Origin of the sequence: Acetoanaerobium pronyense, from assembly GCF_017874355.1 — a bacterium.
GTDB classification, from domain to species: domain Bacteria; phylum Bacillota; class Clostridia; order Peptostreptococcales; family Filifactoraceae; genus Acetoanaerobium; species Acetoanaerobium pronyense.
Genome location: NZ_JAGGLI010000048.1, coordinates 1 through 13,986, shown reverse-complemented (window position 1 = coordinate 13,986; position 13,986 = coordinate 1). Strand labels below are relative to the sequence as shown.

The 13,986-nt window shown below is 32.2% G+C and carries 15 protein-coding genes; all 15 read left to right on the top strand.

What is annotated here, in order from left to right; translation table 11 throughout:
- Positions 1-266 precede the first annotated feature (266 nt).
- The 15 genes from J2Z35_RS13810 (at position 267) to J2Z35_RS13740 (ending at position 13,678) form a co-directional block, all read left to right on the top strand.
- A complete protein-coding gene (locus J2Z35_RS13810) occupies positions 267-608 on the top strand; it encodes a CPBP family intramembrane glutamic endopeptidase (protein WP_330623498.1) in 342 nt (113 codons plus the stop codon).
- A gap of 24 nt (positions 609-632) precedes the next feature.
- Complete coding sequence (locus tag J2Z35_RS13805) at positions 633-1,121, top strand: M48 family metallopeptidase (protein WP_209661984.1); 489 nt, start codon at positions 633-635, stop codon at positions 1,119-1,121.
- 193 nt (positions 1,122-1,314) lie between these two features.
- Positions 1,315-1,995 (top strand): TetR/AcrR family transcriptional regulator, encoded by a 681-nt coding sequence (locus tag J2Z35_RS13800; RefSeq protein ID WP_209661983.1) that lies wholly within the window; start codon positions 1,315-1,317, stop codon positions 1,993-1,995.
- On the top strand, positions 1,992-2,846 hold the full coding sequence (locus J2Z35_RS13795) for an ABC transporter ATP-binding protein (protein ID WP_209661982.1): 855 nt from the start codon (positions 1,992-1,994) through the stop codon (positions 2,844-2,846). Before J2Z35_RS13800 ends, J2Z35_RS13795 begins: the two co-directional genes overlap by 4 nt.
- Position 2,847: 1 nt before the next feature.
- Positions 2,848-3,579, top strand: coding sequence for a fluoroquinolone export ABC transporter permease subunit (locus tag J2Z35_RS13790; protein ID WP_209661981.1), 732 nt, complete (start codon positions 2,848-2,850; stop codon positions 3,577-3,579).
- A 10-nt stretch (positions 3,580-3,589) separates the two neighbouring features.
- Positions 3,590-4,303, top strand: a complete 714-nt coding sequence (locus J2Z35_RS13785) for an ABC transporter permease (RefSeq protein ID WP_209661980.1) — start codon at positions 3,590-3,592, stop codon at positions 4,301-4,303.
- A 161-nt stretch (positions 4,304-4,464) separates the two neighbouring features.
- On the top strand, positions 4,465-5,634 hold the full coding sequence (locus J2Z35_RS13780) for a PQQ-dependent sugar dehydrogenase (protein WP_209661979.1): 1,170 nt from the start codon (positions 4,465-4,467) through the stop codon (positions 5,632-5,634).
- A 113-nt stretch (positions 5,635-5,747) separates the two neighbouring features.
- The gene (locus J2Z35_RS13775) at positions 5,748-6,179 is read left to right on the top strand and encodes a VOC family protein (RefSeq protein ID WP_209661978.1); all 432 of its coding nucleotides are present in this window, start codon (positions 5,748-5,750) and stop codon (positions 6,177-6,179) included.
- 53 nt (positions 6,180-6,232) lie between these two features.
- Complete coding sequence (locus J2Z35_RS13770) at positions 6,233-8,047, top strand: DUF2207 domain-containing protein (RefSeq protein ID WP_330623497.1); 1,815 nt, start codon at positions 6,233-6,235, stop codon at positions 8,045-8,047.
- Between the two features lie 17 nt (positions 8,048-8,064).
- Positions 8,065-8,883 carry a DODA-type extradiol aromatic ring-opening family dioxygenase gene (locus J2Z35_RS13765; protein WP_209661977.1) on the top strand — a complete coding sequence of 273 codons (819 nt, stop codon included), beginning with the start codon at positions 8,065-8,067 and terminating at the stop codon, positions 8,881-8,883.
- An 83-nt stretch (positions 8,884-8,966) separates the two neighbouring features.
- Entirely contained in the window at positions 8,967-9,149 is a 183-nt protein-coding gene (locus J2Z35_RS13760) for a DUF2188 domain-containing protein (RefSeq protein ID WP_209661976.1), read from the top strand.
- Positions 9,150-9,778: 629 nt separating this feature from the next.
- Positions 9,779-10,816, top strand: coding sequence for an iron-siderophore ABC transporter substrate-binding protein (locus J2Z35_RS13755; RefSeq protein WP_209661975.1), 1,038 nt, complete (start codon positions 9,779-9,781; stop codon positions 10,814-10,816).
- Complete coding sequence (locus J2Z35_RS13750; protein ID WP_209661974.1) at positions 10,813-11,811, top strand: FecCD family ABC transporter permease; 999 nt, start codon at positions 10,813-10,815, stop codon at positions 11,809-11,811. Before J2Z35_RS13755 ends, J2Z35_RS13750 begins: the two co-directional genes overlap by 4 nt.
- A complete protein-coding gene (locus J2Z35_RS13745) occupies positions 11,808-12,854 on the top strand; it encodes a FecCD family ABC transporter permease (RefSeq protein WP_209661973.1) in 1,047 nt (348 codons plus the stop codon). Before J2Z35_RS13750 ends, J2Z35_RS13745 begins: the two co-directional genes overlap by 4 nt.
- Positions 12,851-13,678, top strand: a complete 828-nt coding sequence (locus J2Z35_RS13740; RefSeq protein WP_209661972.1) for an ABC transporter ATP-binding protein — start codon at positions 12,851-12,853, stop codon at positions 13,676-13,678. The genes J2Z35_RS13745 and J2Z35_RS13740 overlap by 4 nt, the downstream gene beginning before the upstream one ends.
- The last annotated feature ends 308 nt before the right edge of the window (positions 13,679-13,986 follow it).

Sequence of the window (13,986 nt, the reverse complement as noted above, 5' to 3'; positions counted from 1 at the left end):
TATTTTCACCTAATAGGTGTAAAAGGCTACGCCTTTGTAAAGCTTACGCTTAAATGGTTTTAAAGATTTTAAAAGAAATGTATGAATAATTCAGGCTAATAATTGTATTAGGTATTCTAGGGAAAAAACTTAGTTCAAAAGTAGATTTTCCTTTATGGATCAAAAAAGACTTTACAATCTCCACTATAGTTCAGATTAAAAAGATTGTTAGTTTAGGAGTATTTGTAATCATATCCAATTCATTAATATATAATTCAAATAAAGAGGTGCTACAACAAGTATCTTGGTTGAATTTTTCAAGTTTTAATGAAATTTTCTTGCTCTCTTTAAGAGCCGGATTGCATGAAGAAATAATTTTTAGATTGTTTGTATTTTCTATGTTTACATATCTTATTAGTAAGAATATTAACTCTAAAGAAAAAGCTATTTTTGGAGGAATAGTACTATCTTCTCTTCTCTTTTCATTAATGCACGGGGGACTAAATATTGTTGCATTTGTATTTGGTGCAGTTTTAGCTTATATATTTTATAACAATGGACTAATTCCAGCAATTATAATTCACTTTTTAGCTAATCTAATCCCTTGGACTTTATTTTGGAATTTATAAAAAAGTATTTGTAAGGAGCTATATATGGAAACGAAATCAGAAATTAAATGTTATTATTTAGGAAAACTTTACCCTTTGCATACAAAAATAGATTCCTCAATAAAAAAAATAACTATTATATGGAATGGAAAAGCTTTTATATGCAGTAGCCCACAAGAAGGAGAAATTAATATTACTGATGCACTTCAAAACTTTTATATAAAAGCCAGTAAAAAAATAATTGGAGAAAGATTAAAATTATATCAAGAACATTTTAAAGTAAAGTATAAATCTTTTTCTATAGAAAATGATTCAACAAAGTGGGGAAGCTGTAGCTCAAACAGGCATTTGACTTTTCACTGGAAACTGATGATCTTTCCCCTTGATGTACTTGATTATGTAGTGGTCCATGAACTTTGTCATTTAGTACATATGAATCACGATAGGTCATTTTGGAGATTAGTTGGTAAAATTCACCCACAATATAAAGAATCTATGGCGATTTTAGGAACAACAAAAACTAGAGATTTGTAAATACCTGAAATTTTAATTGGCCTTAAAAATTAGAAAAATTAACCTTGGAATAATCATTTCTAAAAAAAGTATGATTAATTCGAGGTTTTTTTTGCCTACAAATATAGTTTTGGCCGATTTACATCTTGACAAATATTAGTGAGAGGTATAATCTATAAGCATAGACCGACCGTCGGTCCAGAAGGAGGAATGTATGTCAATTAAAGAACAAATATTAGCAAGCGCACAAAAATTCTTTTTTTCTATAGGCTATAACCAAACATCTGTACAAATGATTATTGATGATTTGGGTATAGCAAAAGGTACTTTTTATCACCATTACAAGTCAAAGATACAAGTTATGAACGCTGTATCTGAAATAATAGTTACAAGTGGTGCAGAAGTAGTGAAACCATATATCTATGAATCAGAGGATGATGCTATAAAAAAATTCAATTATTTTTTAACTACTATGACTCAGTGGAAAATGGAGAAAATGGACGCTTTGTATACAATTTTTAAAGTTATGTATTCTGATGACAATTTGCCATTTAGGGAATCAATCAATGAAAAAAACTTAGAGTATTATCTGCCTATAATTAATCATATAGTAGGTCAAGGTATTAAAGAAGGAACTATGGTTACAGAGTATGAGGACATTATAGGGGAGATGATTTTTAGATTTAGTGGAGAAATAGGCAAGGCTACTGCACATATTATTCTTAACTATAAAGATTATAAGGACCCTGTTAAAGAGATAAAAATAAGAACTGATTTTATTATTCACATGTTCGAAAAAATGTTAAATATAGAGCCAGGCTCTTTGAATATAAACTATGAAGACCAAGCAAGAGAGTTTTTCGATTATATGATGGAAAAGGAGGAGAAGGCATGATACATGTTGAGAATTTAGAATATAAATATCCAGGATCTAAAGATAATGCTTTAAAAGGAATTACCTTCGATATTAAAAAAGGGGAAGTATTTGGTTTTTTAGGTCCATCAGGAGCAGGTAAATCAACCACACAAAATCTTTTAATCAAGTTACTAGACAATTATAAGGGAACCATTGAGATTGATGGTAAACCTTTAGATACTTTTGGAACTGAATACTATGAGAGGATTGGAGTTGGTTTTGAACTTCCGAATCATTTTCTGAAGCTAACAGCTTATGAAAATCTAAGATTTTTTTCTTCTTTATATGAATCGAAAACTAGAGATATAGATGATTTATTAAAAATTGTAGGACTAATAGAGCACAAAGATAAAAAAGTGGAAAATTTTTCAAAAGGGATGAAAATGAGGCTGAATTTCTGTAGAGCATTGATTAATAATGCAGAAATATTATTTTTAGATGAACCAACTACAGGTTTAGACCCTGTCAATTCAAAACATATTAAAGATTTGATTTTAGAGGAGAAAAATAAAGAGAGAACGATTATTATTACAACTCATAATATGCAAGTGGCAGACGATCTTTGCGACCGTGTTGCTTTTATTGTAGATGGAGTTATAAAAGAGATTAACAATCCAAAAGAGTTAAAATTAATCCATGGAGAAGCTATTGTAAAAGTAGAATATTATGAAGACAATAACTTAAAAACATCTTCACATGATTTAAATGACTTGAAAGATGATGATGAAATTATAAGAATTATCAAAGGATATAAAATTAGACGTATTCATTCACAGGAAACCACTCTTGAAGATGTATTTATTAAAGTAACAGGAAGGGGCCTTGATTAATATGTATAAGCTTTTAAATTTAGTGAAATGGGATATTAAATTTCAATTAAATAATGGACTTTATGTAGCTGGAGCTATTCTTAGTTTAGTCTGGTTATTTGTATTGATTTTATTCCCATCAGCTGCTATGGCCTACGTAATTCCTATTGTTATTCTTTCTGATGTAGGCACAATGGGGATGCTATTTATTGGAGCTATTGTATTCTTTGAAAAGGGACAAGGATCAATTAAGGCTTTAGTTGTGACTCCAATGAAGCCAAAAACATATATTCAGGCTAAGGTTATTTCTCTTTTATGCTTTGTTATGCTAGCAACATTTTTTGTAATACTTGGTCCAACTTTGATAAAAGGAGTTCCAATAAACCTAATAATTTATCCAGTAGCGGTTACAATTATAGCTACATCATATATTCTGCTAGGTTTCATTTTGAGTGCTTATTTCAAAAGTTTTACAGACTTTATATTCCCAATGTGTCTTGTATTTATGGTTTTGAATCTTCCTCTACTTTTTCTTTTTGATATTAGCGATCTTGAGCCTTTTAGAAGATTTGTATATCTCCTTCCTAGTCACGGTATGGTGATTTTATTAAAAGGAATGTTTGAACCTCAGACTGCATTAGATTTAACCTATGCAGTTATATATAACCTTATAATTATCAAGCTGCTTTATTTGAAAAGTATCAAAGTTTTTAACCAGAAAGTAATTGGGAGGCAGGGTGATTTTAGTGACTAGGACAAGCAAATTGATTGTTAATGAAACAAAAAGAATTGGAAGAGACAATCTTATGCTAATACTTTCAGTCTATCCAATCATACTGGGATTAGTAGGAAAATTCTTAGTGCCTTTTTTAAGAGAAAGCTTAATGCATCGTTTTGATATATTGCCTTATTATTCAGGAATATTTATATTTTTTATATTAGCAAATCCATATATATATGGCGCATTGGCTGCATTTTCTCTTCTAGATGAAAGAGAAGAAAACATACTAAATGCAATACGTGTGACGCCAGTTAAGCTTCAAACCTATTTGCTTTCAAAAGTTTTTTTTATCATATTAGTTAGCATTATATCTGGAATGTTAATAACATCATTTATAGGACTTGTTGAGATTTCAATATGGGAGTCATTTATAATAAACACCCTTATGTCATTTTTAGCTCCATTTAATATGATGTTGATTAATACCTTTGCCAAAAATCGTGTTGAAGGATTTGCTTTAGTTAAAGGCACAGGGTTCATGATTCTTCTGCCAATAGTTGCCATCTATATCCCTCATCCTATCAATCTTATTTTTGGTGTGATTCCAGGCTATTGGCCTGCAATGGCTATTAATAGCTTAACCAACTTAGAATTTAGTTTTCTTCCTTATTGGATATATGTTTTATGCGGTTTTATCTATATAGCTCTTGCTATAAGAATTCTCTATAATAGATTTAGTGAAAAATTACATTCTTAGAAAGAAAGTTCCTAAAAAATATTAGAGAATCGAAAAACATGATATAAACAAAAAAATATTGGTATCAGGAATAATAAGAACTATTTTGGCAGGAATAAAATTTCGGGAGAGTTTTTTGTATAATCCTAGAATTCTTTTGCAAAGCCAGGAGGAATATGCTAATGAATAAAAAATGGTTGTTATTGATTATCCCTTTAGCCATACTATTAATATTTTGGCAAATTGGAGGAAACGGAGAAGAAATTGACGAAAATGATTTAGCAGAGCCAAACATAAATGAAGAATCAACAGATATTTTCAATGAACAAGATGAAACTGTATTTTTAGCAGAAGATTTTGAATATGATATTGAAGTAATAGGAGAAGGACTGGAAATTCCTTGGGAAATAGTTCCTCTGCCAGATGGAAGGATTTTAGTCACAGAAAGACCCGGAAGAGTCCTTATTTTGGGAGTAGGGGAGATATATACAGTACAAGAGGCTGAACATGTAGGCGAAGGAGGTCTATTAGGGATTGAAATAAGTCCAGAATTTGATCAGAATAGACATGTTTTTCTTTATTACACATATAGAGAAGGTAATAAAATTTTGAATAGAGTTTCAAGGTTCACTCTTGAAGAGAATAGGCTTGATAATGAGGTATATATTTTAGATGCAATCCCTGGAGCAAGAGTGCACAATGGAGGTAGACTGAAATTTGGCCCTGATGAAAAACTCTATATTACTACAGGAGATGCTCAGGTACCAGAGCTTTCTCAAGACATCAATTCTTTAGCAGGTAAAATATTAAGGATTAATTCAGATGGTAGTATACCTGAAGATAATCCATTTGAAAACAGTCCAGTTTTTGCCTATGGACTTAGAAATCCTCAAGGATTAGCATGGCATCCTATTAGCGGAGATTTATTTGCAAGCGACCATGGACCTACTAGTCAAGATGAAATTAATCTGATATTACCCGGAGCGAATTATGGTTGGCCTATAGTAACTTGTAATCAAGGAGATACTGAATACGAAGATCCTTTTGTTTGTTATTCGGATTTCACTTTGGCACCTTCTGGAATAGCTTTTCTTTCTCTTGAAAATCTTAGTGAATCAAATCTATATGTCGCTGGACTAAGAGGAAATATGGTAATGAGAATAGATTTAGAAGATGACGTAAGTTTTATTAGACAAGAAGAACTTTTTAATGAATATGGCCGTATTAGAAGTGTTGTCTATCATGAAGGATCCCTATATATTGCTACGAATAATAGAGATGGAAGAGGAAATCCAAGTGAAAATGACGATAGAGTTTTAAAAATAACACCAGTTCTGCCAACTAGTTATTAAATTAGGAGGAGTGTAGAGGTTCAGAAAATTTTTTTTATAAAATTCAATTCTCTTCAAATACTAAGGCATTATAAAAGATTATAATTAAAAAATGGAAAAAGGAGAGTGTTAATATGATTGGTGTAGAAATAGATATGGTTGTATCGGACAGCTTAAAGGCATTAGAGCTTTACGAAAAAATATTTGAAATTGAGAGGATTGAAGTTACTGATTTTCCTAAAGGAGAAAATGAAGTTATTTTTTCATTGTATGGAGTAAGATTCCATATGCTCGATGAAAATCCTCAGTTTGAAATGATAGCACCTAAACCAAATGATCCGAAACCTATTTGGTTTAATATTATGGTACCAGAAATTGCTAAAACATATCAAAATGCAATTAATGAGGGCTGTGTTGAGATACAGCCAATCACCGAAATGTTAGATTACGGAGTTTCTAATGCCATGTTTAGTGATTCATTCGGTTATTTGTGGATGTTACATCAAGTTCATAAAGAAGTGACTTTTGAAGAAAGAAAAGAGATATGGGAGAAAGAAAAAGAATAGAGTATATTCAACATGACAATAATAAAATATTCTTGTAAGAAGGAGAAGAGATAGTGAAAATAAAATACTATTTTAAAATTACGTTAATAGTCCTATTTATGTTGACTATTCTATTGATTAATCCCATTAAATCAAATGCTAACGATGCTTTAAAAATCTCTAGTTGGCTTGTTGAATCTGCAATCTTAGAAAATGGAGATCTTTCAGTAAGAGAAGATATTACTTTTAATTTTAGTGGAGCGTATAATGGAGTATTTAGAGAAATAGTATTAGAAAATACATCGGGAATAGAAGGTATAACGGTATTAGAAAGTAATCAAAGTGGAGCTATAGAATATCAAAGAGTTCAAGATGCAGATTTAGGAGATAGAAATGTTTTTATAGCAGAGGAAACAAACAATGGGATTACTTTGCAAATATTTTCACCTTCAAATGATGAAAATAAAACTTTTACACTCATATATACTATAAAAAATGTTGCCATAAAATACAATGATATAGGAGAAATATACTACAAATTTTTAGGTCGTGAAAATGATACACCTATAGATTTTTTTGCCGTGAATATAGTCTTACCTGAGAATGATGTAAATAATGATGTCAGATTTTTCGCTCATGGACCGTTGCATGGAGAAATCAATAAAACAGCTAATGACATTATTACTTTAGAAGTACAAGATGTTCCAAGTGGGACATTTGTAGAAGCAAGAGTTCTTTTTCCCACATCATTTATACCGGCATCATCTAACACAATAGACGAAGAGGCATATTCACAAATTATGGAAGAAGAAGCACAACTAGAACAAGGAATCCAGGAAGACATAATTAAAAGAGAAGAGAGAAATATATTATTTGGAAATATAGCAGGTATACTTAGCATTGCTCAGATTCTTGTATTTATTTTTTTCATTATAAAATATAGAAGAACAAAAGATATTCATGAACAAAATAAATATTTAGATGTTCCTGAAGATTGTAGCCCGGCATTAGCTACCTATATTACGAGCACTGCTATTGGCTCTAAGACTATAATTTCAACTATATTCGATCTTTATAGAAAGGGATATTTAGAAATAAAAGATACAGAAGGTTTTAAAAGCAAAGACGATGCTTCAGAAGTTTTTATAATCACTAAAATAAATTCAGATCAAGAAAACCTATTAAGTCACGAGATCCATTTTATTGATTGGTTAATTGAAGACATGGGAGATGGAAGTGCTGTAACTACAAAAGAAATAGAAAGTTACAGCAAAAATAATCAGTCTATGTTTACAAAAAAGTATACTAAATGGATAGAGCTTATTAAAGAGGAATCTATCAATAATGGATATTTTGATGAAGTTAGTAAAAAAAATAGTTTGCCGTTTTTGGTAATATTTCCTATAACCTTAATTTTAGGGATATTAGCATTAGTATATGGAAATATTTTAGGTGGAGTATTAATTGGAACATCGTTCTTAATACTATTTCAAGGGTTAGCATTGATGTTCAGAAAATCTGATTACGGATATGTAGAGTACAAGAGATGGATGGAGTTTAAAAAACAAATGAAAGCTCTAAAAAAATCTGATACGAAGAAAGATTTAAAAAAATATCCGAAAGATATATCTTTAATTTATGGCTTAGCACTTGGAATAGACAATAGTATCCTAAATGAATTTAACATTGAAACAGATTTAAGTGGAGATAGTTTTTCATATGGGCATGGATGGATATATTGGTATTTTATTTTTAATAATAACAATACAGGATTTCAAAAAAGCATAGAGAGTTCTTTCAATTCAGCTACGCACACCACAGGAACAGGCGGTGGCTTCTCAGGAGGGGGAGGAGGCGGTGCCGGTGGCGGTGGAGCTGGTGGATTTTAGAAAAGGAGAGTGCTACTTTGGAAAAAAATGATTACAAAAGGGCTAGTCAGATTATATATTTTTCACATGGCGGAGGGCCGCTACCTCTACTTAATGATTCTTCCCATGATAAAATGATACAATTCATGAAAAATCTTCCACAAAAAATTCATAAGCCTGATTCAATTATTGTGTTTAGTGCACACTGGGAGGAAGATATTGTTACAATTCAAAGCGGAGAAAGTCCTGGCATTATCTACGATTATTATGGATTTCCAGAAGCTGCATATAACATTAAATATCCATGTGTAGGGAATAAGGATTTAGCTTTAAAAATTGCGGAGGGCTTTAGACAAAGTGGTATTGAATACAAGTTAGATGATAAGAGACCTTATGATCATGGTTCATATATCCCGCTAAAGATGATGTATCCCGATGCTGATATACCGGTTATTCAAATTTCACTAAATAAAGACCTTAATCCTCTTACTCATCTATCTATTGGTAAAGCACTAAGACCGCTTCTTGATGAAAACCTGCTAATCATTGGTTCTGGATTTTCGTTTCATAATATGACTAAGTTTGATTTTAGTGGAAAAAATACTAAAGATCCACTTAATGATGATTTTCAAGATAGACTTATAGATATTTGTTGTATTAATGAAAGTGAGAATGAAAAATGGCAATCCTTTTTAAACTGGGAAAGCTTTCCTAATGGAAGGTACTGTCATCCAAGAGAAGAGCATTTATTGCCATTACTAGTATGCGCTGGACTTTCCACAAATGTTGGAGTTAAAATATTTGACGATTATATTTTAGGGAAAAGAGCTATTGCATTCTTATGGAAAGAAGTATAATTTGAAAATGGCTTAAATAGAGTTTGTACTGATAAATATAGATTGATATTTATAAGTAACGACTGCTAGAGAGGAGGGGTAATATGCCTTGGAGTAAAAATGATTTTCCAGACGCAATGAAAAACCTTGAAAAACCTGTAAGAGATAAAGCTATTGAGATAGCTAATAGTTTATTAGAAGATGGATATGAGGAAGGCAGAGCAATACCAATAGCTATATCTAAAGCAAAAGAATGGTATGAAAATAGAGAAGGAGATATTCAGTAATAAAAAATGCACCTCAAAAAGTAGACTTCATTCTAACTTTTGAGGTGCCCTTCAAATCTTGACTTAACATTTTTTTAGACTAAAAACCAGCTGTTATTATAAAATCTTCTCCTGCCCAGTCATTTTCATAATCTATTTCAATATAACTCACTTCTTTTTCCTCTTCTTTATCTATAATAAAAAGCAAATCCTCTATCTTGTAAAGATTGTCTTTTCCTTCAGCAAGTTCATCCTGAACCAGTTTATAGGTGATTCCAGCTCATGTTTTTATTTTTGGAAAAATACGTAACGTTTTTTTCGGATATAAACGATGGAGCTGTTTTTTTGCTTCACTTGAAATTATAAATTTCAATATACTCATCTCCTTTTAAAATTCTTTAAAAAAAATATATAAATTGTAACTTTGTATTTAATTATATTATACCCAGTATTTTATATCTGAATGGTGTCTTTTAAAAAGGATAAAATAAAGAAAAAATTAATCAATCCACCCGCTGAATAACCTCAATAGTAGATTGTTAAAATTATTGACAGATAATGATTGTTGCTATATCATGATAATGATAATCAATATCTAAAGCTTACATATAATAAAGCTGACTAATTCACAACGAGAGAGGATGAACTTCATGAAATTCTTAAAAACTAAATTTATTGCTGTAATAGCTGTATTTAGCATATTACTAACAGGCTGTTCAAGTCCAGCGCAGGAAGTACCAAAGGAGGAAGCTCCTCCTACTGCTGAAGTATCTCAAGACTATCCAATAAAAATAAATCATGCCTTTGGGGAGACTGTAATTGAAAGTAAGCCACAAAGAGTAGCAACGATTTCATGGGGAAATCAAGATGTTGCTTTAGCTCTTGGGATTATTCCAGTTGGTGTATCTCAGGCAAATTATGGAGTTTTAGATGATAGTGGACTTTTACCATGGACTTTAGAAGGCTTTAAAAAACTTGGCGAGGACACTCCTGGAATATTTAGGGATACAGATGGGTTAGATTATGTAGCAATTAGTGATGCTCAGCCAGATGTAATACTTGCAGCATATTCTGGGATTACAAAAGAAGAATATAATCTATTAAGTCAAATTGCTCCAGTTGTTGCTTACCCTTCTCTGCCATGGCAAACTTTTTGGCGTGATCAGATAATTATTAATGCTACGGGTATGGGAATGAAAGCTCAAGGTGAAAGCCTAGTTCATGAGCTTGAACAATTATTGGAAGAAAAAACAAATATGTATCCTCAGATAGAGGGTAAAAAAGCCGCATTCTTTTATTTTAACGCTGCTGATTTAGGGAAATTTTACATATATCTACCAAGTGATCCGAGAGTAGCATATTTGGCAGATTTAGGGATGGAAATACCAGATAGTGTAAAAAATCTTGCCAAAGAATCTGATAGTTTTGCCTTAGAAATTAGCGCAGAAAATATTGATTTGATTGAGGATGTAGATATTATAATTACATATGGGGATGATAATTTACTTCAGGCATTAAAATCTCATCCTCTTATTGGGACCCTTCCTGCAGTAAAAAGAGATTCTGTTGTAATTATTGAGGATGGGACACCACTTGCAGCATCTGGTACTCCAAGTGCCCTTTCAATTCCTGCAACTATAGACGAGTATCTTAGTCTAATGGCAGAGGCAGCTGATAAAGTTAAATGAAAAAAACTAAAATATTAATATTAATTATTTTAAGTATTTTGTCAATTGCTCTATGTATACTTGTTTCCCTTGCTTTTGGAGCGAGATATATAGGATTTGCAGAAGTGATGGATACTTTAATAAACTCAAAATCAGATACTATAAATCAAATAGTTGTTAATGAAAGAATTCCGAGAACTATATTTGGAATTATTGCAGGAGCAGCCTTAGGAGTATCTGGAGCTCTTATGCAGTCAATTACTAGAAATCCTATTGCAGATCCGAGTGTATTAGGTGTTAATACAGGAGCCGCTTTATTTGTTGTAATAGGCATCGCTTTTTTTCAGATTAGTACCCCTGAAGCATATATTATATTTGCACTCCTAGGTGCAGGGATTACGGCAGTTTTTGTTTATGCAGTGGGTTCTTTAGGGTATGGGGGTGCTACCCCTATTAAACTTGCGTTAGCTGGTGCGGCTACAAGTGCAGCATTATCGTCAATCGTCAGTGCCATTATTTTACCAAGAGCAGATGTCATGAATGCTGTGCGATTTTGGCAAGTTGGAAGTACTGGTGGTGCAACTTGGCAAGGAATAGTCGCAGTTTTTCCATTTCTAGCTGTAGGGATTCTGCTTGGAATAGCTCTTACTCCTGCACTCGATGCATTAGCTATGGGAGAAGAAATAGCGACTGGTTTAGGAGTTCGAACTGGATTAGTTCGTTTAGGTGGGGCGTTTGCAGGGGTACTACTCTGCGGCGCTACTACAGCTTTAGCTGGACCAATTGGTTTTGTGGGGCTCATGGTCCCACATATAATGCGCATGGTGTGTGGTCCAAGTCTACGTTTGATTATTCCTATGTCTGCTATTGGGGGTTCAGTTATTTTGATTTTGTCAGATGTATTAGGACGTCTTATTGGAAGTCCTGGTGAATTGGAAGCAGGAATTATTACTGCTTTTATAGGCGCTCCTATACTTATTATTATAGCTATGAGATCGAAGGTGCGAGCTTTATGATTTTATCGACTAAAGAAAACAATATAAATACTTTAAAAAATGGTTATAGATGTAGGAAATTAAGAGCTGGTTTGGTTACAATTTTTTTAATGATTATAACCTTTGCACTATCTACCCAGATTCTTGTAAATGGAACTAGCAGGTACCCTCTGGAAGTTGTCTTTAGAGTTTTAATGGGTGAGGAAATACAAGGAGCGTCATTTGTAATTAGAACATTGAATTTACCTAGAATGCTTGCTGGGCTTTTAGTGGGAATATCCTTTGGAATAGCAGGAAGTACATTTCAGACTATACTTAGAAATCCCTTAGCTAGTCCTGATATAATAGGAATCACAGCAGGATCAAGCGTAGGAGCCATGGTATCTATCCTTATACTAAATTTAAGCGGAACTATTGTTTCTATAATAGCTCTTTTATGTGGTATTAGTATAGCTCTTTTAATTTATATGCTATCCAAAGTTGGGGGATTTTCTGGTGCAAAACTGATTCTTATAGGTATTGGGATACAAGCAATGCTAAACTCAGTAATATCCTTTTTGCTTTTAAAAGCATCTCAATATGATATACCAGCAGCATATAGGTGGCTTAGTGGAAGTTTAAATGGAGTACAATTGACAAGCATACCAAAATTATTTATTGTTTTAATTATTTTTGGAAGTTTAATAATTATATTTGGAAAACATCTTAGAATTTTGGAGCTAGGAGAAGAGTCGGCCATTACACTTGGTGTTAGGACAGATGTTGTGAGACTTGTTCTTGTACTTAGTGCAGTTTTTTTGATTGCTTTTGCAACATCAATAACTGGCCCTATTGCTTTTGTAGCTTTTTTATCGGGTCCTATAGCAATTAGACTTGTAGGGTATGGAGCTCCTAATGAGCTGGCAGCTGGCCTAGTGGGGGCAATATTGGTACTTGGAGCCGACCTTATTGGTCAATTTGCATTTCAGACTAGATTTCCAGTTGGAGTTATAACTGGAATACTTGGGTCACCTTATTTATTGATGCTACTTATTCGAATAAATCGAAGAGGAGGAACAGCATGAAAAGAGCAGATGTATTAAAGGCTAAGAATGTTTTTTCAGGATATGAAAAAAAGATTATTGTTGACGGAATTGATATTGAAATTCCTAAAAATAAAATAAGCGTAATAATTGGTGCAAATGCTTGTGGAAAATCCACTTTACTGAAAACACTTGCAAGACTTATTCAACCAACGTCAGGAGAAATAGTTCTTGATGACAAAAAAATATCAGAAATACCTCCCAAGCAACTTGCTAAAGTGCTGGGACTTTTGCCACAATCGCCAGTAGTGCCTGAGGGGATTACAGTAGGAGATTTAGTTGGAAGGGGAAGATTTCCTTATCAAACTTTTTTTAAAGGGATGGGGAAAAAAGATTACGAAGCAATAGATGAGGCTTTGGATATCATGGGCATTTCTGATCTTGCTAATAGATGTATGGACGAACTATCTGGAGGACAAAGACAAAGAGTTTGGATTGCAATGGCACTCGCCCAACAAACAGATATACTTCTTTTAGATGAGCCTACTACATATTTAGATATTACTTATCAAATAGAGATACTTGATTTACTAACTGATTTAAAGAAAAAAAGAGGAACTACGATCGTCATGGTCCTTCATGATATTAATCTTTCTGCCAGATATGCAGATTATATATTCGCAGTTTATCAAGGAAAGCTTGTTTCTCAAGGAAAGCCTAATGAAATAATAACAGAAAGTCTAATCAAAAAAGTTTTTGACTTAGATTGCTTTGTAATGAAAGATCCTGTTTCTGACTCACCTTTTATAGTTCCCAAAGGCAGACATCATATAAATTTTGATAATAGATCTTTTCAGGCGGTCTAAATAAGAAACTACATAATCGTTTATTCTTCAAAAAGAGGCTCTAACTATTAATTTAATAGATAGGCCTTTTTTATTGTGAGTATATCAATATTGATATACTCAATTATATTTTTGATTTATTTAATAGAGGATGCTCTAATTTAAAAGTGTAATATGATAGTAACTCTTAAATTAGAAAGTATTGTTATGATATAAATAGTTCACTTTTAATGAATCCCGAATTATTCATAAAAAAATAATTTAGGCTCTTAATTCAGAAATTAGAAAATTCCACAATAAAAGTTCTTAATTTTAGTTTTCTACTCAAA